Below are 22,317 nucleotides of genomic sequence, written 5' to 3'. Positions count from 1 at the left end.
ATCCATCAACTCATAGCCATCGTGATTCATATCTTCAGCCATTCGAACAACGGCCAGGCGGATGATAAGTAATATCGCTGAAGGTACCCACATACTGAACGATGTCACCCGATTCGTCCTTTACCGCGTTAATCGTCAGCAGCTCCAAGTACTCTTCTCCATCTTTCCGGCGGTTCCAAATCTCCCCCTGCCAGCTCCCGTGTTCCCTGATTTCAGACCACATCGCCTGATAAAACGCCGGTGATTGTCTTCCGGACTTCAATACGCTCGGATTTTTGCCGAGTACTTCCTCCTCCGAATATCCGGTTAACTTCGTGAATGCCGGATTGACGGCATTGATCCTACCGTTCGGATCCGTAACCAGAATCCCCTGGCCGGTGGAGTTAAACACCTCCGATTGTACGGTGAGTTTGTCCTGGTAGTACATCCATACCACAATAACGAAACTGGCGAGCGCAACCTGGGATAAGGCCATAAATCCAATGGAGTACTGCCCCGTAGCCGAATGGATGAAGGAAAGCATCAGCGGCGGGAAGAATCCGCCAAGGCCGCCCATCATGGACACGATACCGTTCACAATGCCCGCCTGCTTGTTGAAATAAAGGGGCACGAGTTTGAAAATAACCCCGTTTCCGAGACCGGCACCAACGGCAATGGTTAAGCATCCGGCCGTATATAAGCCAATGGATGGAGAGAATGCCAACAGGATGGCCGCAGCCGTGAGCCCTATGAATACGCCCATTAATAAGAACAGCGGTTTAAATTTATCCGCAAGCCAGCCGCCTACGGGACGTAATAAAGTGGCTACCAAAATGAACCCTGCCGTCCGCATCCCGGCGTCCACCTTCGCAAGCTCAAAATGGGTCACCAGGAAGTTTGGCAAGTACACTGTAAAGGCCACGAACGAACCGAATGTAATAAAATAAAAAAGCGAGAAAAACCACAATTTTTCATTTTTATACACGCCCTTGATCTGTTCCATTACCGGTGTTTTTACCTTTATTTCTTTGCGATCGCCTAAAAATGCATTTAGCACGGCAAATATCAGAAGTAGAACCAAATACAGCTGGACGGTTTTGGACCATCCGATCTGAGTCGCGATGACCGGTGCAGCAAATGTGGTAATGGCGGTACCGATGTTGCCCATCCCGTAAATCCCATTCACGAGTCCCAGCTTCTCTTTCGCATAATATTTAGGCAATGAGGTCACGCCAACCGAGAACACGGCCCCCCCGATCCCCAGGAACAAACCTCCGATCACCAGATGCGTAAAGGAGGAAGCCGCGCTGATAAAATAGACCGGAAACAGCAGCAGGATGAAGCTGGCGATAAAAACAATTCGTGCTCCCACCACATTGGCGTAATAGCCAAGCGGAATCCGGAGAACGGAACCCAGCACCACCGGAATAGCCGTCAGAATCGCGAGCCGGTCGGCCGAAATGGAGATGTCCTCTCGAATAAACGGCAGGAGCGCGGAGATGATGACCCATACCATAAAGCCAAGCACCAGATTCATTGTTTGCAGCGGAAGCTGCAGCTTTTTGATCATTTCCATCACCTTTTCTAAAGCATAATGAATGGCATATTGATCCCCAGCTCCTATTGTACGTGCACCTATTCACAATGCTAATAGGGAAGTTCCCTGAATCTCTCCGGGGAACTTCCCTATTCCTTAAAGCAACGACCCTTAATTGCGCCCTCTTGTATATGTAAGGACTAAAAATCCAGCAATTTTTTCTTCAATGCATATTCCACTAACTCCGGACGGCTTTTCAAATTCAGCTTTTCCATGATTTTGGCCTTGTGCGCTTCCACCGTCTTGACCGATACGAATAGTTTTTCTGCGATTTCCTTATTGCCATAACCCTTGGCGATCAGAGGCAGGATCTCAATCTCCCTTTTGGACAGACTGTTAAACGGATCTTGCTCCGCACTCTCACTATCTTTCTTAATAAACTCCCGAACCAGGGATGTAGCCATCTGGGGATGGATATAGGTCCCTCCCTTATGCACCATGCGGATGGCGGAGATTAATTCATCATCCGGCGCATTTTTGAGTACGTAACCTGAAGCCCCGTTTTTTAAAACATGAAACAGATAATCGTCATCATCATACATGGTTAGAATCAGAATTTTCGTTTCCGGAAATTCACTGCTGATCTTGCCGGTCGCAATCAGCCCGCTTTCGCCGGGAGGCATGCTTAAATCCATCAACAGCACATTCGGCCGGTGCTTCGCCACCATGGTGTAAGCTTCCATGCCGTCTGCCGCCGTCGCGACAACCTCCATATCTTCCTGGTAATTCAGAATCATGGAAAATCCGCTGCGGACCACGGCATGATCATCCGCAATCACAATTTTCATGTACCCATCACCTCCAGCTTGTCGTCACCATTCGTAAGCGGAATGTTAAGCTGAATCGTCGTACCCTCACCGGGAGCGGAAAGCAAAATAAACTGACCACCGACCAGCTCTGCGCGTTCGCGCATCCCGTACAGTCCCAGTCCGGTTCCCTTAGCTTCATCAATGACCCTGTTAAACCCGACTCCACGGTCCCGGACGGTTAACTGAAGGTAGCCATTCACTTCACATAAGCGTACATGCACCTCATCCGTTCCTGAATATTTCATGGCATTCAGCACCGCTTCCTGGCATACCCGGTACACAACCGTTTCAATCTCGCTGCCGTAGCGTGCTGCCGCTAACTCCGCAGAAAAATCAACCAGCACTCCGTAGTTCTTTCCAATCCATTTAAAATGGGAGCGGAAGGCAGCCTCAAGCCCCAAATCATCTAATGAAGCCGGCCTGAGTTCAACGGATAAATGCCGGATATCATCCAGAAGCCTGGTTAAAGATACCTCGGTCTGGTGCAGTTTCTTGAGCACATCCTCGCCCACGTTCATATATTTAACAACACGCAGGTCGACCAGTGAGCTGAGCAGCTCTTGAGCCACGCTATCATGCAGTTCGCGGGATATCCGCTTGCGCTCGTCCTCCTGTGCCTTGATAACGTATTTCAGCATATTCGTCCGCTGCAGTATTTCCTGTGTCTTCTGCTGCTTCGTCAGATCGAGGAGCATCATGACCCGGATGCCGCGAGCTTCATCGATGATATGGTAACTGGCCGCATAGGGAACGATTCCTTCGCCACGTGTCTTCAGATAGACTTGGAACGATGAAAACTCTCCATCCGGATAATCCAGATAGCAAGTGGAGCAGGTTATGAGATCCTGTTCATCGGTGTAGCCTTTGCAGGTTTGGCAGAAGGAACCATCCGCACCGGACTGCATCCTCTCGATCACTTCAATGTCTAGGATGTTCTCCGCTGCCGGATTCATTGCCACCACGCTGCCCTTTTCGTCAATAAAAAAAATGGCCTCCATGCTATTCTGATACATATTTCTAAGCAGTTCGCTTAAATGCTCATCCGTCATTTGAATCAAGGCTGTGATACCTCCTTGGCATAAAAAGCCCCAAATTCCGTGCCTATTCCTTCCTGAAACGATTCAAAGGACAGTGGATCCAGCACGTTTTCCTTGCGATAGCCCACAAGCAAAACACCCCTGACGCGAGAGCCTTCCCACAGCGGTAATGCGCCAAGGCTTTTCAACTGCTCGGCAACGATAATCGGATAATTATACAAGTCCTTTGATTCAATATCGGCATTCACGTTTTGAATCAGCATCGGTTTTCCCGTCTTAAACACCATGCCGGCGATGCCTTTGCCGGAATGTAAAACGATACGCTTATACCTCTCGTTTATGTTTCCCGAGGCATACTGCCAGGTCAATACAAATCGGTCTTCAGCCGGCTGCACCAACGCCATGGACACGAAATCGAATTGAAACCGGGCTCGAAGCTTATCCATTTCACTTTGGTAATTAAAGATCGGCTGATTCTTCATTTCCATTACTCCTCTGACGTAGAAAAGAAGGCCAAACAGCCTTCTTCCGCTCTACGATTCAAATTTACGGTGCTTTCTATACAGGATATATCTTCTACCCACATAATTCAACGGAACACTCCACACATGCACCAATCGGGTAAACGGCCATAAGCCGAAAATGCCAAATCCCGCCAGAATGTGAATTTTAAACGATAGTGGCACATTCACCATCAATGAAGCATCCGGACGGAGCATAAACAATCCACGGAACCACACGGAGACCGTTTCCCGATAATTGAATTCCGGCTGCACCGCGTTCGTGACCAGCGTGCTGTACATCCCCATAAATACGATAAACAGCAGGAGGACATTAACCATCATATCGGAAGCGGAGCTGAGTTTTCGGACATTTCGAATGGTGAACCGCCTGGCGGTTAACAATACCATACCTGCCAGCGTTAGAAAGCCAAATGCGCTCCCGATATACACCGCCCCGATATGGTACATATGATCACTGACGCCCAGCGACTCCATCCAGGATTGAGGGATAGCTAGACCTGCGACGTGCCCCCCGATAACCGGAATGATGCCTAGATGAAACATGAGACTGCCGAGCTTGAGATGCTTCTTCTCGATAAACTCGCTGGATTTTGCCGTCCAGTTAAACTGGTCCGTACGGTATCGGTAAATATGACCGACAATAAACACGGCAAGGCAGATGTAGGGAAAAATGACCCACAAAAACTGATTAATCATGCTCATGAGCTGCCGCCTCCCGATGGACACACGCTTTGAACGTCTCTCGCAGACCTTGAATGAGATAGCGATACGGACTCTTATACTTCTCCAAAGCTTTCAGCAGATGATAAGTGCCGTCTTCCATGACAGCCATCATCAAATCCAGGCTCTCCGCCGCTTCCTGTTCACGCCCCTGCCAATTTGCTGCATACAAAAACTCACACATCAGCGGAAGATAATCCGATAATTCCGAGCCCTCGATGCCGAGGCCAAACATCTCATACGTCTCTTTAAGTCTGGCGAGCATCTGACCACGTTCCCTGCCATCCTCAAATTTATAATAGGTCATATACAATGTAGATTTCGCCTGAAAGTCGAAGGTCTGGACGTAGAGCTCTTCAATCTGTTCCATGCTGTATTCATGCATGGTCATCCAGTACGTTCTGACGGATTCATAGGCCGGGTCTGAGGAGCCAAGCGACTCCTCCATGACCGACGGATGGAAGTCCAGCTTTTCCGGATACGTGAGCTGCTGAGCGAAAAAGCCGAAAACATGTTTATTATCATGCAGCTTTCCGAGATTAATCACGCCAGATCCCCCCGTAGAAGTTTTCTTCGTACAGCTCTTTGCCCGTTTTGCCCTGCAAACCCTCCGGTCCGCAGCCGCCGCAGCTTGCGCTAAAGCCTTCGGAACCCTGTGAACGGTAAACATCCATATGGCTTTCTTTATGCGAAGTCGGAACAACAAATCGGTCATCGTATTTAGCGATAGCAAGCAGCCGGTACATCTGATTCATTTGATAAGCGGTCAAGCCAACCCGTGCTAGCCGTGTCTCATCAAACGCAGTCCCCGACGATTGCGCACGCATGTAAGAACGCATCATGGCCATTTTTTGCAGAGCTTCCTTCACCGTCACCGTATCCCCTGCCGTGAGCAGATTCGCGAGATACTGGATCGGTGTACGCATCTCCTCGATTGCCGGGAAAATCATGTCCGGGTTCTCAATCGAATCCCTGCCTTCAAAATAGTTCATGATCGGACTGAGCGGCGGCACGTACCAAACCATCGGCAGCGTCCGGTACTCCGGATGGAGCGGAAAGGCCAGCTTGTATTCAATGGCCAGTTTATATACGGGCGAGTTTTGGGCAGCTTCGATCCATTCTTCGGTTAATCCGTCCTTGCGCGCCTGCTCGATCACAGCCGGATCATGCGGATCCAGGAACAGATCGCACTGAGCTTGATAGAGATCCTTCTCATCCGGCGTGGAGGCTGCCTCCTGTACCTTGTCGGCATCGTACAGCAGCACGCCCAAGTACCGGATACGTCCTGTACAGGTTTCGGAGCATACCGTAGGCAGCCCGGCTTCAATTCTCGGAAAACAGAAGGTGCATTTCTCCGCCTTGTTCGTTTTCCAGTTAAAATACACCTTTTTGTACGGGCAGCCCGTCATGCAGTACCGCCAGCCGCGGCAGGCTTCCTGGTCCACCAATACGATGCCGTCTTCATCCCGCTTGTACATGGCTCCGGAAGGACAGGACGCTACGCAGCTCGGGTTCAGGCAGTGCTCGCACAGGCGGGGCAAATACATCATGAACGCCTGCTCAAAGTTGAACTTGATTTCTTCCTCGATCTTTTCGATATTCGGATCTTTTGGGCCGGTCACATGGGCTCCCGCCAGATCGTCTTCCCAGTTCGGACCCCATTCCAGATTCATCGTCTCGCCGGTTACCGCCGATTTCGGACGGGCCACTGGCTGATGCTTCTTCTCCCCGGCATTGGTTAGATGCTCATAGTTATAGGTCCACGGCTCATAGTAATCTTTCATTTCCGGCATATCCGGATTGTAAAAGATTTTGCCGAGCGCGATTTTGGACAGCTTGCTGCCGGATTTCAGCTGCAGCTTGCCCTTTTTCAGCGTCCAGCCTCCCTTGTACTTCTCCTGGTCTTCCCAGCGGATCGGATAGCCTACGCCCGGCTTCGTTTCCACGTTGTTAAACCACATGTATTCCGCACCCGGACGGTTCGTCCAGGTGCTCTTGCAGGTGACGCTGCACGTATGGCAGCCGATGCATTTATCCAGATTCATGACCATGGCGACTTGTGCCTTAATCTTCAAGCCAATCCACCTCTTTCATTTTGCGGACAGCCACGTACACATCCCGCTGGTTGCCGATCGGTCCGTAGTAGTTAAATCCATAGCTGAGCTGTGCATAGCCCCCGACCATCTGGGTCGGCTTCACATGTATTCTCGTCGGCGCGTTGTGGCTGCCTCCGCGGTCCTTCGTAATTTCCGAGCCCGGCACGTTGATGTGTTTATCCTGGGCGTGATACATGTACATCGTGCCTTTCGGCATCCGGTGGCTGACGACGGCGCGGGCGGTGACAACGCCATTGCGGTTGTAGACTTCCAGCCAATCGTTGTCCTGAATGTCATTAGCCGCTGCGTCATCGTTGTTAATCCATACCGTCGGGCCTCCGCGGAACAGCGTCAGCATGTGCAGATTATCCTGATAGGTGCTGTGAATGTTCCATTTGCCATGCGGCGTCAGATATCGGAGCACGAGTGTATCCTTCCCCCCGGTAATCTTCTTGTCGCGCGGTCCGAATACCATGGGCGGAAGCGTCGGTTTATACACCGGCAGCGCCTCTCCGAACTGCAGGAAAATTTCGTGGTCGATATAAAAATGCTGTCTGCCGGTCAGCGTACGGAAAGGTACTAGCCGTTCAATATTCGTTGTGAACGGGGAGTATCTTCTTCCCATTTTGTTCGATCCGCTGAATACTGGCGTCGGAATAACCTCCCGCGGCTGGGCCGTAATGCTCTGGAACGTGATGCGCTCTGCGGCGCGGTCCGCGGAAATGTCTTTCAGCTGCACGCCGGTGTCCTGCTCCGCCGATTCCCAGGCTCGCTGTGATACTTTGCCATTCGTGGCCGAAGACAGATTCAAAATGGCGTCCGCCGCATTTCTTGCCGTATGGAGTTTGGGCAGGCCATTTTTGATGGTGTCATCGAAATACGTTCCGTTCAAACGCTTCAGCTCTTCATACTCTTCGGCGACCGAGAAGCTGACGCCGTGCGCTCCGACTTTGCCTGTAGCCAGGTTCGGACCGAGCGTGATATATTTGTCGTGAATTTTCGTATAGTCCCGCTCAACCACCGTCAGATTAGGCATCGTTTTGCCCGGAATCGCTTCGATCTCGCCCTTGCGCCAATCCTTCACTTCACCGTATGGCTGGGCAATCTCGCTAATGGAGTCATGAGAGAGCGGTGTGGTGACCAAATCCTTATAAATTCCCGGCAGATGAGTCTTCGCCATGTCGGAGAAGACTTCGGCAATCGTTCTGTATATATCCCAGTCCGACCGTGATTCCCAGAGGGGATCGACTGCCGGGTTAAACGGATGCACGAAAGGATGCATATCGGTTGAAGACAAGTCCGTTTTCTCATACCAGGTTGCTGCCGGAAGAACGACATCTGCGTACATCGGAGTTGATGTCATCCGGAAGTCCAAGGCAACCAGCAGATCCAGCTTGCCTTCCACGTTATCGCGCCAGACCATTTCCTCCGGCTTATCCTCTTCATTCGGCGTCGAGAGCAGGCTGTCGGAAGCGCCCAATAAATGCTTCATGAAATATTCCTGACCCTTGGCAGAGCTCGAGATCAGGTTCGAACGCCAAACGAACAGCGATCTCGGGAAGTTTTCAGGCGCATCGGGATCTTCGGCCGCAAACTTCGTATCCCCGGAAACCACTTGTTCAAGCGTATGCTTCACAATTTCCTCATGGGTGGTTTTCCCCAGCTGAGCTGCTTCCTCCGCAAACTTCAAGCTGTTTTTGTTAAACTGCGGATAAGATGGGAGCCATCCCAGTCTCGCGGCGAGCACGTTGTAATCCGCCGGATGCTGGTAACGGATCTCCCCGCCCGTTGGCGATTTCAGGGAATCGGCACCCATCTCTTCGTACTTCCATTGGTCGGTCGCAAAATAAAAGAACGAAGTGGCGTTTTGCTGACGCGGCGGTCCCTGCCAGTCTTTGGCGAAGGCGACCGTGGACCAGCCCTCGATCGGGCGGCATTTCTCCTGGCCGACGTAATGCGCCCAGCCGCCGCCGTTTACGCCTTGGGAAGCCGTTAGAATGACCAGATTCAAAATGGAGCGGTAGATCGTGTCGCTGTTGAACCAGTGATTAATACCCGCGCCCATGATGATCATGGAGCGGCCGCCGGTATCCAGCGAATTCTGCGCAAATTCCCGGGCGATCTGGACTACGACGGAGGGCTTCACACCGGTGATCTTCTCCTGCCAGGCCGGGGTATAGAAGGAGTCCGCATCCTTATATCCGTCTGCACCCAGCCCGCTGTCTGCCTGTCCAATGCCATATTGGCTCAGCATCAGATCGTACACCGTTACCACCAGACGCTCCGTTCCGTCCGCCAACTGAATGGTCTTCGCCGGAATTTGGCGTTTGAAGGTGCCGTTGGCGTTGTTGTCGAAGAACGGGAAGGAAATGACCTGCCGCTCCCCACCCTGAGGCTCCACGGATAGCGCCGGCGCAATGACCGAGCCGTCCTCGCGCTCCAGGATCAGGTTCCATTTCTTGTCCTGCTCCCAGCGCTGTCCCATCGTGCCGTTCGGAACCGTGATTTCGTTGGTGTTCTCGTCGATAATCACCGGCTTCCACTCGGCATGCTGCGTGGTATCTCCCAGATCGCTTGCCCGGAGGAAACGTCCTGCCTTGTATCCCCCCTCAAACTCATCCAATAGAATCAGGAAAGGCATATCCGTATATTGTTTCGCATAATTCAGGAACATCGGTTCCTGACGATCATGATAGAATTCTTTTAAGATGACATGCGTCATGGCCTGTGCAATGGCCGCATCGGTTCCGGGATTCGGAGCCAGCCAGTTGTCGGCGAACTTAACGTTCTCGGCATAGTCCGGCGCGACCGACACAACCTTCGTGCCTTTGTACCGCACCTCCGTCATAAAGTGGGCGTCCGGCGTCCGCGTTAACGGCACGTTCGAGCCCCACATGATAAGGTAACCGGCATTGTACCAATCGCTGGACTCCGGCACGTCGGTCTGCTCTCCCCAGATTTGTGGAGATGCCGGCGGCAAGTCCGCATACCAGTCATAGAAGCTGAGCATTTCTCCCCCAAGCAGGGAAATAAATCTGGCCCCTGAAGCATAACTGATCATCGACATGGCCGGAATGGGCGTAAACCCGGCAATGCGGTCCGGGCCGTATTTACGGATCGTATAGATTAACTGGGCGGCGATCAGCTTCGTGGCCTCCTGCCAGGACACACGGACATGACCGCCTTTCCCGCGTGCTTGTTTATAGGACTTGGATTTCTCCGGATCTTCGACGATGCTGGCCCAAGCGGCGATCGGATCGCTGTGTTGGCTTAAGGCTTCTTGCCACATATGCCATAGCCGGCCGCGCATATAAGGGTATTTCACCCGCAGCGGACTGTATTCATACCAGGAAAATGAAGCTCCGCGCGGACAGCCGCGCGGTTCGAATTCCGGCATATCCGGCCCGCAGGAGGGATAATCAATCTGCTGGTTTTCCCAAGTGATGATCCCGTTCTTTACAAAAACCTTCCAGCTGCAGGAGCCTGTGCAGTTCACGCCATGCGTCGTCCGTACCACTTTGTCATGCGACCAGCGCTTGCGGTACATATCTTCCCATTCCCTGCTTTTCTCCTCCAGAACGGACCAATTGTCAGAATAGCTTTCCATCCTCTTGAAGAACTTCAGCCCCGACTTTCGTTTCATAGGACAGTTCAACTCCTTCTGCTTGAATGACAATGATTGGGGAATCAATGTGCCGTCCTTCGTATAGCTTTATTATGGGTGCCTTCTTCATCGGTTCCTATTAGGGAAACACCTATATTCCTGCGAGAATTCCCTTGGTTAAGGCAGGCGGCGATTCATGCACGGTTCTCTTTGAAACGAAAAAAAGATGCCCCCGGAAGACCTGATGGTCTTCCGGGGGCATCTTGGGGTTCTAACGGGATATGATCATTCCCCGATCTTCACCGGGACCCCCGTTTCGGCCGACTGCAAAGCAGCAAAGGTAACTTCCATGGTTTTGACGGCATCCTCATAGGTCGATAAGATTCCGGAAGCATCGCCTGTGCGCAGCGCATGGATGAAAGCTTCATTCTCTCGAAGATAAGGATTAGCTGCATTGCGGATTTCCGTCATTCTTCCTTTTTCCTTAACGATGAGTTTATCGGATTGAATGCCGATGACCCCCTGCTCCGTATAAATATCCAAGCCGGCCCGATCCGACTCCGGCAGCATGCAGGTATTGGAGATCGTTGCCACGGCGCCGGATTTTAATTTCAGCGTCGCGGTACCTACGTCGTGCACCGTTACCCCCTCATGAATATCCTTCATTGCTCGATGGGCATAAGCCGCATACACTTCATCCGCTTCACCCAGCAGGCAGCGAAGCAGGTCAACTATATGGGTGGTTTGCTCGATGAATTGCCCTCCCGAGCCTTCCTGCTGTCTCCACCAGTACACCTGCGGCATGTCTCCCATCCAGTAGCCAAGCGCCATCCCGATCTCCCGGCTTTCCAGCAGCTCGGCAGCCTTGATGGCTGCATCCGTATAACGGAAATGGTACCCGGCAGACGTAATCAAACCGGCCTTCTTCACCTCATGCAGAATCTGCCTTGGCGTATCCAGGTTCGTGCCCAGCGGCTTTTCGACCAAAAAAGGAATGCCCCGCTCCACGATCTGGGCTTCGATCTCTCCGTGCGCAAACGGCGGGACGCAGATATAAACCGCATCCGGCTTCGTTGCATCCAGCATCTGTTCAACGTTGCTGTACGCCTTGGCCCCGGCATAGCCCCGCACCGCTTGTTCCGCTTTCTCCTGACTCGTCCCAACGAAGGCGGCAACGTTAACTCCATCCATGTTGGACAAAATATCTGCATGTACTTTGCTAAACCAGCCTGTGCCTATGATTCCAATTCGCAATGCCATGTAATCCTAAGACCTCCCCTTTGATTAGAGATACTATGGTTTTCTTCTCAGCCATTGATATACAAATCCTGCAGCGAACACAACCAGCATCAGGACGTAAGCGATGATGACGATCTCCGTGGAGCTGATGTCTCCAGAATACATCAAATGAACCTGGGTTCCAATGATAATCATGAATAACACATAATATTGGGACAGACCGGCGAGCATCATGTTCCTGGAGGCCTCGTCCACAAGTACGAACTGCCAAATGTAGAGCAGGAAGGATGGCAGCCAGACCAGGTTACCCAGCAGGAAGCTGTACATCTTACTCCTCGGAAGCAGGGCGAACTGCCGCCCGGCCCAGAACCAGAACAGCATGAATCCTATATTGACCGTCCAGAGCAAAAAACCGGAAAAGGGCAGCATAACCATTAATGAATTAAACAACCAGCCTCCGATTAATGGCGCCAGCACAATCAAGCCGTATTTGTTTTTCCTCAAAAAAAGCTCCAAAACCTCACTCCTTACTGAATGATTCTTTTCCTATTATAAGAGATGTCAGCGGGTGATTGCTGAAAATCGTGCCTTTCAGCGATTGAAAAAACGAAGAGGCGGCCGCATTCGGCCGCCCTTCTGTCTGTATTACTTGTTCCACGCTATTTCAGAGTCAATGTTTTCTCCCAGGTTAACTCATGTCCCTGCTCATCGATAAAACGGAACAAGACCTGGCCCTCCTCGCCCTTCATCCCGTCAGGATAGATAAACCCGGAAAATTGTCCGTTTCCGCTGATATAAAATCCGTCTTCCCCGGTCTGCCCGTGTTCAATCGCTTCTTGAACCGTGCTCTTGATCTCGGTTTTGTCCGATTTCCACTCCATTTCACTCAAGGAGTAACCCTCCGGAAGTTTGGTCACGCCAAAGTCGAAGCTGTTTCCCGTAATCGGCTTGGGGGTTTGATCGATCACAATAAGGATCTGCTGATCCCCTTCCGCCGGTGGATCCTGGATTTCGTTTTGTTTTTCCTGATCAGGATCTTTGGTTGCTTCCGAGTCTCCTTGGTTCGATTCGGGATCCGCTGAAGCATCGGTCCCGTCTTGAGCGGACGGCGATTCAGGATCAACCTCGCCGACTTGATCCATTTCAATCGGCGAACCCGTCTGGGTCGCCGGAGACTCGGTGTCCGGCTTTGCGCCGCACGCGCTGGTCAGAAGCAGCACGAGCAGTGCCGACATAAGATAGATGGTTTTTTTGTTATTCATGAGCATGAATGTCCCCTCCGCTTTCGTTTAAAGTAAAATAAAATGCTACACCGCGTTCTGTATTCATCACGCCGTAGTCGCTTTCATGAAGCACCAGAATATGTTTGACAATCGCGAGTCCAAGGCCCGTACCTCCGGATTTGCGATCCCGGGAACGCTCGGCTCGGTAGAATTGGTCCCAGATCCGCCCCATTTCCGCTTTCGAAATGGGCTTGCCGGCATTTTCAATGATCGTGGTGACCTTCCCTGGAGACATCCGCAGTAACCTTATGGTAACGACGCTGTTCTCCTCGGCATGCCGGATGGCATTGCTCAATAAATTGAGAATAACCTGTTCAATCCGTCTCGAATCCGCCTGAACGATGGCCTCTTCATCTTGACCTTGGTGGATGCTAAGCTGGAGACGTTTGTCCTCCAACTGCCGGGTAAACGAATCCGCCGCCTGTTGGATAAGATCAGTGAGCGAAAAACTTCGGGGCTGGAGCCTTATAGCCTTCACTTCGAATTTGGAAAGCTCCAGCATATCCATAATCAGCGCATTCATTCGATCCGTTTCATTGACGATGAAGGCAAGGTACCGTTCTCTTTTATCGTCCGCCACGCCATCCTGCAGCCCTTCCGCAAATCCTTTGACAATCCCCAGCGGGGTCTTTAATTCGTGGGAAATGTTCGCGATCAGCTCTTTGCGGAGCTGTTCGGATCTCAATTTCTCCTCCACGTCTTCCTGCAGCCTGGCATTCGCCCGGGTAAGCTCCTTCAGGGCTGCATCCAGATTCTGCGATAACGTGATCATGCTGCGTGACAGCTCCCCGAACTCATCCTTGGAACGGATTTCCGCCTGCGCGGAAAAGTCCAGCTTTGCCAAACGCGCCGCCGACCGGTTTAACTGCACCAACGGCCTAGAGACCATGCGGGAATAGATCAGGGACAGGACCATGACAAGCACCACAATCATCGGCGCGATATAGATAACATACTGCTTGAGCGTACCGACGGCTTCCCCGACCGGCTGCATCGAGGTCATGACAAACAAATAACGATCCTCTTGGCCCTCTTCCGCAAGCGAGCGAACCAGAACCACGTAATCGACCCCGCTCCACTTGTCGGTCCATGACATCCGAACCGGTGACCCCTTTTGCAGGAGCTTCAGATCCTGTTCCGGCTGCTGCGTCCATTCCAGAAGGGCATCGTCAATGAGCGCATCCTGATATAACGGGTTATACGACCGCTTCTCCGGCAGCATCATGTCCGTAACCTTCCCTCTGATCCGCACCAATCCCTCATCCGCCTCCGAATCGGTTGGCTGAAAGACTACAGGCTGCATAACCGTGTCTATCTCGTCCATAAAGATGCCATCAACCACCAGCGTATCGCCGGTCTTGATCCCCTGCGGGATGTCTTCCAGAGCCATTCCTTCCATTGGAAGAAGAATCGTGATGTTCTTGCCGTCCTCTGCTTGCAGCTCCAGCACGTAGGGATTGATATGCAAGCGAGCAAACCGTTCGTTCAGCATCGCGATGCTGGCATCATTCTCATTCATGAAATGACCGAGCAGCCTTGCCGTCTGTCGTTCTCCCGCCTCCAGCTCTTTAAGCTGCAGCGCGAATTGTTTCATATTCCGCTCTAATGCATGGATTTTGGACGTACGGTAGAACCGCTCGAAGAACAGTCCTTCCGCTACCATCACCAGTGAAAAGACGATCAATATCATCACAGACGTCACCATGAACAGTTTGAAAACGACGCTTCTTCTCATGATTCCGTCTCGAATTTGTAGCCTGAACGGATAACCGTGCATATATGGCGGCCTTCATCCCCGAGCTTGGCTCTCAGCTTTTTGATATGCGTATCGACGGTGCGAAGGTCGCCCAAATAATCGTAACCCCAGACCGCATCCAGAATATAATCACGGGACAGGACTTTCCCGTAATGCTTGATCAGAAAGAGAAGCAGGTCATACTCCTTCGGGGACAGATTAACTTTATTGCCCGCAACCGAGACGGTATGCGCCGTTCGGTTTACGTATAAATCGCCGTAGACCAGACGATCCCCCTCACGTCCAACCGTGCCTTCTTTTCTCTTCATTAATGCAGCGGCACGGGCTACCAGTACTCTCGGGCTTAACGGCTTTGTCACGTATTCATCGGCCCCCAGCTCGAACCCCATGATGTGATCATCGTCCTCGGCTCTTGCCGTAATCATGATGATCGGCACGTCCGACTTCTCGCGAATGCGCCGGGATACCGACCACCCATCCATTTCCGGCATCATGATATCCAGTACCATCAGATCGATGGAGATCTGCTCGAAAATTTCAAGCGCAATCCTTCCATTCTCCGCTTCATGCACTTCCCATTGTTCCTTTTTGAAATAGTCCGTTATGAACTCCCGCATCAGCAGGTCATCCTCGACCAACAATAGACTCCGTTTCATTGCATAACACTCCGCATCTGTCATAAGCTGAAGTTTCCATATACCCTCATGTTAACACAATGAACTGCGAATCACGTTCATCCTGTATGACCGACAGCATCCATAATTCGCCATACCGTGCATCTGTCCTCCACACCTTTCGTCTCTAAGTTCAAGACCTAGTATAGAGAAGTGCTGTGTACATCGTGTGTACTCGGTTTGAACTTCAGCAGCTCCTATCACGAGATGATCGTCGGACACCCCCGAGTCCTTTATCTGAATAGCAAAAGGCCGCTCCCCGGTCATCGTTCCAGGAAACGGCCTTTACAGTTATCTAAAAATCATCCATATCAAAATAAACGCAATTAACGAAACAAGATAAATGATGAGCAGCTTCGTGAGATTGGTTTTGGTTTTCCGCTCATAGTTCGGGTTTGCCTTCTTATTCTCCTGAGATAATCCTACAACAAGCGTGGAAACTCCTCCAATTAAAGCCAGCGCGATGACGATAATATACATAACCAACCACAAACAACCCCATTCGATTATTCATTATATACAATCTATTATAGAACCTGAGGCATCAGGATCAACAGTAATCATCATTCTTTTATCATTTCTGCCTCATTATAATGAACAATCGGCTAATGCACACCATCCAATTTCGCCACAGTTTGACCATCCAATTGGATGGTTCGTCACCCTCCATTAGAGCCTTCCTCCATCGCATGCCACCCATTGATGCAACCGCTCCAGTGCCTCTTCGGCTTCAGGCATCGGAAACAGAGGCCACACATGCATCATATTCTCGTACTCCCAATACTCGGTATCAACGCCTTCTCGGACCAGTTTATCGCGCAAAAGACGAGCGTCCGGGAGCAGGGAATCATCGGTTCCGATGAGAATGACCGTGCGGGGAAGGCTTCCCATCTCGTCAAACAAAGGACTGACCGCCGGATCGTCCAGCGAAAGGCTTCCAGCATACATCCTTCCGACTTCACCGAGCCCGACCGGCTGGAGAAAGACGTCGCGCTGCGGTATACCGAGCGCGGCAATCTGCGGATTGTCCGTAGCTGCATCCACCCATGGGGAGAGCAGGATCAACCCCTTGGGTGCATGCGGAGTTCCCTTCACCGACTGGGCCATATCGAGAGCCAGCGCGCCACCCGCCGAATCGCCCATTAGAAATACTGGACTCCACACCTGGGTGCAGATGTACTTGTAAAATTCGCGCATCAGCCCCGTCAGCTTCTTCGCATCCATAGCTGGGACGGTGGGATAATTGGGTAGAATGACGCTGAATCCGGTTCGCTTCGTCCACTGTTTGGCATAAGTGAAATGGGGCGGCAAAATCTCTTCGATATAAGCTCCGCCGTGCAAATAAACAACGGTTCCCTGTTCCTTCGCGCCATGCGATACATAATAATTCATGCTTACCCCCGATTCGCTTTGGAAACAGCGGGTTTCAAATCCTTCCTGTTTCTCTGATAACGCAGGATATGGAGGCAACGTTTCGATATATTGCCGAATCGTTCCGGCATTTTCCCATTTATGATGAAATCCCTCTGCGGTTAGCAGTTCTTTGATAGCAACACTTTCTTTGCTCGGCATATGGCTTCATCCCCTTTGCTGGACGTGATCAATATATGGCAGGTAAGTGTGTGACCACCCTCAATATATCACCACACGCGGCATGGCCGCTGTGGCAATTGATACAGAGCGGGCTGCATATAAAAAGAGACCTCACCGATCACGAAAGGATGGGTGAGGTCTCTTTGCCGATATGTCTGTTGGTTAATCTCAAGAATCTAGGTTAACTCTTTCCTACTCTTCAATCGGCGGGTCAACATGAATATCGCTGTCCGGCTGCGTGCTCACCCAACGCGTGAAGGTCACGATCAGACCGGAGCGGGTCGGCGAACAGACAAAAGGCCCTGCTTGACTTTCTGTTCGGGCGGGGAAAGGTGCCACGCGAACGGTTCGCCAAGGATGCTTCCCGGTTCTCGCCCTGATGATGACGGCATCATTCAGCCTTGAGGCACGGATCGTGACACGCTCACCAACCCACTCCGGCACGGGCGCGAGTGACCAATCCGAATATTCATGGGTGACGACCGTTGCCAGCTGCGGGATTCCGTCATTGATTTCGATCCCGGCTTTGATCCACTGTCCCGGAGCGTTCATTAGCATCAACCCGGCCTGATCATAAAGTTCCGTAAAGGCATCCAATTCAAATGTGACCTCCATGGCTGCATCCTGATCCCACGCCGCAAGCAGTGAATGGCCGCTGTCGCTTTGGAACCCATACAGGGTTTTCTCCCAATAATCACTGCCTTCTCTGGACTCAACCTTCAGATTCAACTCTTCCTCTGTCACCGATACCGGTGCGGTTGTCCATTGGCCTGAATGCCAAGCAATTCTCCCTTTCGTCATCGATCACGACTCCTTATTTCATCTAATAGGGATGTTCGAAGCTAAGCTGCTCAAAGGACTCTGAGCTGGCAAAACAATAGAACTTCTATGTAAAAGCCCCGTATTCTACTGGGCTGAATCTCTTAGTAACTGATCCGCGCTGTGCTGGAGAAGAAGACAAAAGGACCGGTTATGTCCGATAAAAAACGACGATACGTCATAGCGGTGACGGGCAGGCTCATAGGTAATCAGCGCTCGATGCCTCATATTTCCCATCAGTATGTTAGCGAACTGCTCCGCAGGACCGCTCGAGAAAAAAGTGAGGTAGGCGTACAGAGAATGATCAACAGGTTCATCAAGAGGACTTACGCCCGCGCAGGAAAACTCGGTGTCCAATCCCGCCTGCTGCAGCCGGATCAATATCGGATATAACTGCTCATCCACAGGGGTGTTGCCGAATAACCGTGTCCGTTTGGGCTGTTTGCATATTTTAGGTCTGTTGATCCACTCGTTTAGCTCCTGTCTTCTCCGCCTCCACTGTTCCGGGGTATGTTTGCTCAGGAGCAACTCTCCGCTGGAATCATGTCGTTCCTCGTTCATCCCATCCATCCCCTCATAGACATAGCTGCATTCTGCTACTTTTAGTGTAATCCCAATTCGTTCGAAGTCAAATAAGCCGGATGATAGGTCCGGCTTATGATTTGTATTCGTTTAACGGGTTTCCCGATGAAGCGTCACCCGCTTCAAGCGCGGACAATATTTGCGCAATTCCATTCGCTCCGGGTGATTTCTTTTATTTTTGGTCGTTGTATAGTTACGGTCGCCGGTTTCCGTGCATGCCAATGTTACCGTCACTCGCATATTCAGCACCTCCTATTCTCGCATTTATTGTATAATCGTAATAATTACGATTAACTCAAACCATACTTTATTCCTATTTTTACGTTTTGTCAAGAAACCGAAAACGACATACAGCCACATCCGGTAAGGGTGGATAAGTTGCCCCATCCAATCTACAATCAGATCCGCCATCCATGTTTACCGGAGTTTTGGATATTTGTCATCGTAATGATGAAATTATGAAAACACTTCATTTATGCACAATGATATGATTAACATTACAGACAAAAACCAGCCTGAATATGTTCATGAAAGGATGAGGAAGGTGTGGAAGCCGGATCGCAACAGCACACAACCTCTATATCAGCAAATTGCAGATGATCTGGAGCAAAAAATATCTTATGGTGAGTTTCCACCAGGCAGTTTACTCCCCTCCGAGCGAAAACTGGCGGAGCAAATCGGAGTTAATCGAAGCACCGTGGTTCTGGCTTACTCGGAGCTTCGGGCGCTAGGAATTATAGAAAGCCGTTCCGGAAGCGGAACACGGGTCAGCAACTCCAAGTGGGGAGCCACGCCTAAGCATACGCCGAACTGGCACCGTTATGCGGAGGGAGGAAATTTCCTGCCGAATCTCCCTTTTCTCCGCCGGATTCGGGAAGCGCTGGCGCATGATCCTTCTTTGATTGATTTTGCCAGCGGAGAGCTTGCCGGTGATTTGGCGCCGATCCAAGAAATGAATACGTTAATGAGCCAAAAACCGAACACGTCCTATTTCGGATATGACAACCCGCAGGGATATGGTCCGCTCCGACAGGCATTGGTTACGTATCTGAAAAAGTATCGGGGGATCCGGACCACCGAATCATCCATATTGATCACGTCAGGATCACAGCAGTCGCTGTATCTCATTACGCAGTGCTTGTTGTCGCCTGGCGACGCGGTGGCTATTGAAGACCCGTCGTATTGCTATTCGCTGCCGATGTTTCAATCGGCTGGCCTTCGCTTGTTCAGACTCCCTGTTGATGAACAGGGAGTGCGGCCCGAGGACATTCGCTCGCTGTACAAGAAACACCGGATCAAGATGATTTTCATTAATCCGAATTTTCAGAATCCGACTGGCACCGTCATGGCTCAGGAGAGAAGATCGCAGCTGCTGGATGCAGCCAGTGAACTTGGACTTCCAATCGTGGAGGACGACCCCTTCAGTTTGACCGCCTACCAGTGCTCGCCGCCTGCCCCTTTAAAATCCGTCGATTCCATCGGGTCGGTGCTGTACATCGGATCGCTCTCGAAAATAGCTGCATCCGGCCTCCGCGTAGGCTGGATGGTCGCCCCGAATTCGGTGGTGGAGCGGCTCGCGGACGCCAGGCAGCAGATGGATTTCGGATTGAGCGTGGTGCCCCAAAGCTTGGCCGGACAGTTTCTCAATTCTTCCTATTTTGCTCCGCACCTGGACAGACTGAGAGCGAGCTTGCTGTACAAGCGGGATTTACTGATCGAGGTCCTGCAGAAAGAACTGCAAGGCCTGGTTCATTTCCATGTGCCGGAGGGCGGCCTCCATCTCTGGTGCAAGATCGTCCCGGAAGTGAATGACAGCAAACTGCTGGAGGCCGCCATTCAAAAAGGAGTGATTTTTGCGCCAGGAAGTGTATACGGTTCAGCTTCCGGACATGTGCGATTCACTTATGCCCGTGCCAGAGCCGAGGATATCCCATCGGGAATATCCAAGTTCGCTCAAGCTCTGCACGCCGCAATTCAATAGGGAGAACCGGTAACTGGAGGTCCTCCCGACAAAAAGAACGCCCCGAGTAGGGGCGCTCTTGGTATACATAGACGCAGGCTTACAATGTTTTCTCAAGAATTCTCTTAGAGTTCGGACCCAGGCATAAGGCTTTGTCTTATTCGCCGGTTTCAGCGAATTTTTGAATACGCTCGCCGATTTGATCGCGAACGCGCTGGAAAACAGCCCATTTTTCTTCGTCGGTCCCCTGAGCCTTCGCCGGATCGTCAAATCCCCAGTGCTCACGGCGAACATGCGGAGGCGTCATCGGACAACGATCGGCTGCATCACCGCACAAGGTGACCACCAGGTCAGATTGATTTAACAACTCCGGATCAATGATATCGGAAGTTTGTTTCGATATATCAATACCAACCTCATTCATCGCTTTGACGGCATTAGGGTTCAGGCCATGAGCTTCGATGCCGGCGCTGTAGACCTTCCAATCATCACCCAGATGTTTTTTGGCCCATCCCTCCGCCATTTGGCTGCGGCAAGAGTTGCCAGTGCACAAGAAGTAAAGTGTCTTTTTCTCCATGATTCGTTTCTCTCCTTTTATCCTGCAAATTACAGTATGGTCAACCAGATATATAAACCTAAGAGGGTTATAAATAAAGTTGGAATCGTCAGGATGATGCCTGTCTTAAAGTATGTCCCCCAGCTAATCTTCACGCCTTTGTTCGAAAGGACATGCAGCCATAGCAAGGTTGCCAGCGAGCCAATCGGCGTGATCTTGGGACCTAAATCGGAACCGATGACATTGGCATATATTAATGCCTCTCGAATGGCTGCCGATGTGCTTGTCGCATCAATTGCCAGCGCATCAATCATGACGGTCGGCATATTGTTCATGATGGAAGAAATCATCGCTGCGATAAATCCCATCCCCATGGTTGCCGCAAGTAGTCCTTGATCCGCGATGCTCTGTATGACGCTTGCCAGTAGATCCGTAAGACCCGCGTTACGCAAGCCATATACGACCACATACATGCCAATGGAGAAAAACACGATTGCCCACGGAGCACCTTGGAGGACTTCCTTGGTTTGCACAGCCGGACTTTTCCGCGCCATCAGCAGGAAGAAAATCGCGATAACCCCAGCTACGATCGATACCGGAATACCGACAAATTCGCACACAAAGTAACCGATAAGGAGCACACTCAACACGATCCATGATAACCGGAACATCGCAGGGTCTTGAATCGCCGTTGATGGCTGCTTGAGCTGGGTGCCATCAAACTTCCGCGGGATACTTTTGCGGAAAAACAAGTAAAGCACCAGGACACTTGCTGCTAAAGAGAACAGATTGGGAACCAACATTCGGCTGGCGTATTCGGTAAACGTGATGCCAAAGAAATCGGCCGATACGATATTCACCAGGTTGCTGACCACTAGCGGAAGGGAGGTTGTATCCGCAATAAAGCCGCTTGCGATAATAAAGGGGAATACCTTCTTTTCGTCGAAATTCAGCGCCCGTACCATGGCAAGCACAATCGGGGTTAAGATCAGTGCTGCACCGTCATTTGCAAAAAAAGCAGCGACAACCGCTCCAAGAACGGATACATAGACAAACATCCGGATACCGTTTCCTCGAGCGGCGTTCGCCATATGCAATGCCGCCCATTCGAATAAACCGATTTTATCCAGAATCAATGAAATGATAATAATGGCGACAAAGGCAAGCGTAGCATTCCATACAATCTGGGTGACATCCCAAACATCTTGAAAGTCGACAACTCCAACGAGCAGTGCCAGTACAGCACCTCCGCAAGCCGACCATCCAATGGACAGATTTTTAGGCTGCCAAATAACAAAAACCAATGTAACAAGAAAAATGATGCTAGCCAAAACAGAAACCAATGTACAAACCCTCCAATGACGTGTTGAACTAAAATACCGTTATTGCTTTCCCTCTATTAATCAATATATAACGATATACTTATATATTAAGCAGCGATTATAACTCTCATCAACCTGAGAGCTATTGCTCATACGGGCTGATTGCC

The 22,317-nt window shown here is 51.0% G+C and carries 21 protein-coding genes; 1 reads left to right on the top strand and 20 read right to left on the bottom strand.

Features of this window, described 5'->3' with window-relative positions:
* Window positions 1–34: 34 nt before the first annotated feature.
* The 18 genes from OHJ21_RS02260 to rpmG form a co-directional block, all read right to left on the bottom strand.
* Window positions 35–1,549 carry a nitrate/nitrite transporter gene (locus OHJ21_RS02260; protein WP_486020990.1) on the bottom strand — a complete coding sequence of 505 codons (1,515 nt, stop codon included), beginning with the start codon at window positions 1,547–1,549 and terminating at the stop codon, window positions 35–37.
* Window positions 1,550–1,716: 167 nt separating this feature from the next.
* The gene (locus OHJ21_RS02255; RefSeq protein WP_071223733.1) at window positions 1,717–2,364 is read right to left on the bottom strand and encodes a response regulator transcription factor; all 648 of its coding nucleotides are present in this window, start codon (window positions 2,362–2,364) and stop codon (window positions 1,717–1,719) included.
* Window positions 2,361–3,443, bottom strand: coding sequence for a sensor histidine kinase (locus OHJ21_RS02250; protein WP_100536133.1), 1,083 nt, complete (start codon window positions 3,441–3,443; stop codon window positions 2,361–2,363). Before OHJ21_RS02250 ends, OHJ21_RS02255 begins: the two co-directional genes overlap by 4 nt.
* A complete protein-coding gene (locus tag OHJ21_RS02245) occupies window positions 3,440–3,904 on the bottom strand; it encodes a GAF domain-containing protein (RefSeq protein WP_100536132.1) in 465 nt (154 codons plus the stop codon). The genes OHJ21_RS02250 and OHJ21_RS02245 overlap by 4 nt, the downstream gene beginning before the upstream one ends.
* A gap of 51 nt (window positions 3,905–3,955) precedes the next feature.
* On the bottom strand, window positions 3,956–4,648 hold the full coding sequence (narI, locus tag OHJ21_RS02240; protein WP_100536131.1) for a respiratory nitrate reductase subunit gamma: 693 nt from the start codon (window positions 4,646–4,648) through the stop codon (window positions 3,956–3,958).
* Window positions 4,635–5,213, bottom strand: a complete 579-nt coding sequence (gene narJ / locus OHJ21_RS02235) for a nitrate reductase molybdenum cofactor assembly chaperone (protein WP_486019254.1) — start codon at window positions 5,211–5,213, stop codon at window positions 4,635–4,637. The genes narI and narJ overlap by 14 nt, the downstream gene beginning before the upstream one ends.
* Window positions 5,206–6,741, bottom strand: coding sequence for a nitrate reductase subunit beta (gene narH / locus OHJ21_RS02230; protein ID WP_100536129.1), 1,536 nt, complete (start codon window positions 6,739–6,741; stop codon window positions 5,206–5,208). The genes narJ and narH overlap by 8 nt, the downstream gene beginning before the upstream one ends.
* The gene (locus OHJ21_RS02225; RefSeq protein WP_486019253.1) at window positions 6,731–10,405 is read right to left on the bottom strand and encodes a nitrate reductase subunit alpha; all 3,675 of its coding nucleotides are present in this window, start codon (window positions 10,403–10,405) and stop codon (window positions 6,731–6,733) included. Before OHJ21_RS02225 ends, narH begins: the two co-directional genes overlap by 11 nt.
* 246 nt (window positions 10,406–10,651) lie before the next feature.
* The gene (locus OHJ21_RS02220) at window positions 10,652–11,626 is read right to left on the bottom strand and encodes a Gfo/Idh/MocA family protein (RefSeq protein ID WP_394057027.1); all 975 of its coding nucleotides are present in this window, start codon (window positions 11,624–11,626) and stop codon (window positions 10,652–10,654) included.
* 33 nt (window positions 11,627–11,659) lie between these two features.
* On the bottom strand, window positions 11,660–12,121 hold the full coding sequence (locus OHJ21_RS02215) for a hypothetical protein (RefSeq protein ID WP_394057029.1): 462 nt from the start codon (window positions 12,119–12,121) through the stop codon (window positions 11,660–11,662).
* A 143-nt stretch (window positions 12,122–12,264) separates the two neighbouring features.
* Window positions 12,265–12,867 (bottom strand): hypothetical protein, encoded by a 603-nt coding sequence (locus OHJ21_RS02210; protein WP_486019252.1) that lies wholly within the window; start codon window positions 12,865–12,867, stop codon window positions 12,265–12,267.
* Complete coding sequence (locus tag OHJ21_RS02205) at window positions 12,860–14,593, bottom strand: sensor histidine kinase (RefSeq protein WP_486019251.1); 1,734 nt, start codon at window positions 14,591–14,593, stop codon at window positions 12,860–12,862. Before OHJ21_RS02205 ends, OHJ21_RS02210 begins: the two co-directional genes overlap by 8 nt.
* Before the next feature lie 26 nt (window positions 14,594–14,619).
* Entirely contained in the window at window positions 14,620–15,300 is a 681-nt protein-coding gene (locus OHJ21_RS02200) for a response regulator transcription factor (protein WP_486019250.1), read from the bottom strand.
* Between the two features lie 309 nt (window positions 15,301–15,609).
* Entirely contained in the window at window positions 15,610–15,798 is a 189-nt protein-coding gene (locus tag OHJ21_RS02195; RefSeq protein WP_100539301.1) for a hypothetical protein, read from the bottom strand.
* A gap of 189 nt (window positions 15,799–15,987) precedes the next feature.
* Window positions 15,988–16,890: an alpha/beta hydrolase fold domain-containing protein gene (locus OHJ21_RS02190; protein ID WP_486019249.1), complete on the bottom strand. Its 903-nt coding sequence runs from the start codon at window positions 16,888–16,890 to the stop codon at window positions 15,988–15,990.
* Between the two features lie 213 nt (window positions 16,891–17,103).
* A complete protein-coding gene (locus OHJ21_RS02185; protein WP_486019248.1) occupies window positions 17,104–17,712 on the bottom strand; it encodes a DUF1349 domain-containing protein in 609 nt (202 codons plus the stop codon).
* A gap of 105 nt (window positions 17,713–17,817) precedes the next feature.
* Window positions 17,818–18,291, bottom strand: a complete 474-nt coding sequence (locus tag OHJ21_RS02180; RefSeq protein WP_486019247.1) for a hypothetical protein — start codon at window positions 18,289–18,291, stop codon at window positions 17,818–17,820.
* A gap of 111 nt (window positions 18,292–18,402) precedes the next feature.
* On the bottom strand, window positions 18,403–18,552 hold the full coding sequence (gene rpmG, locus OHJ21_RS02175; protein WP_098742858.1) for a 50S ribosomal protein L33: 150 nt from the start codon (window positions 18,550–18,552) through the stop codon (window positions 18,403–18,405).
* 304 nt (window positions 18,553–18,856) lie between these two features.
* Here rpmG and pdxR point away from each other — a divergent pair, with 304 nt between their 5' ends.
* Entirely contained in the window at window positions 18,857–20,293 is a 1,437-nt protein-coding gene (gene pdxR / locus OHJ21_RS02170) for a MocR-like pyridoxine biosynthesis transcription factor PdxR (RefSeq protein ID WP_486020989.1), read from the top strand.
* Between the two features lie 136 nt (window positions 20,294–20,429).
* On the opposite strand, the gene arsC is transcribed toward pdxR, so the two are convergent.
* Window positions 20,430–20,849: an arsenate reductase (thioredoxin) gene (gene arsC, locus OHJ21_RS02165; RefSeq protein ID WP_394057039.1), complete on the bottom strand. Its 420-nt coding sequence runs from the start codon at window positions 20,847–20,849 to the stop codon at window positions 20,430–20,432.
* A 29-nt stretch (window positions 20,850–20,878) separates the two neighbouring features.
* Window positions 20,879–22,171 (bottom strand): arsenic transporter, encoded by a 1,293-nt coding sequence (locus tag OHJ21_RS02160; RefSeq protein ID WP_100536120.1) that lies wholly within the window; start codon window positions 22,169–22,171, stop codon window positions 20,879–20,881.
* Between the last annotated feature and the right edge of the window lie 146 nt (window positions 22,172–22,317).

Source organism: Virgibacillus sp. LDC1, assembly GCF_025792345.1.
GTDB lineage: Bacteria > Bacillota > Bacilli > Paenibacillales > Paenibacillaceae > Paenibacillus_AQ > Paenibacillus_AQ lautus.
This window is presented reverse-complemented; position numbering and strand designations above follow the sequence as displayed.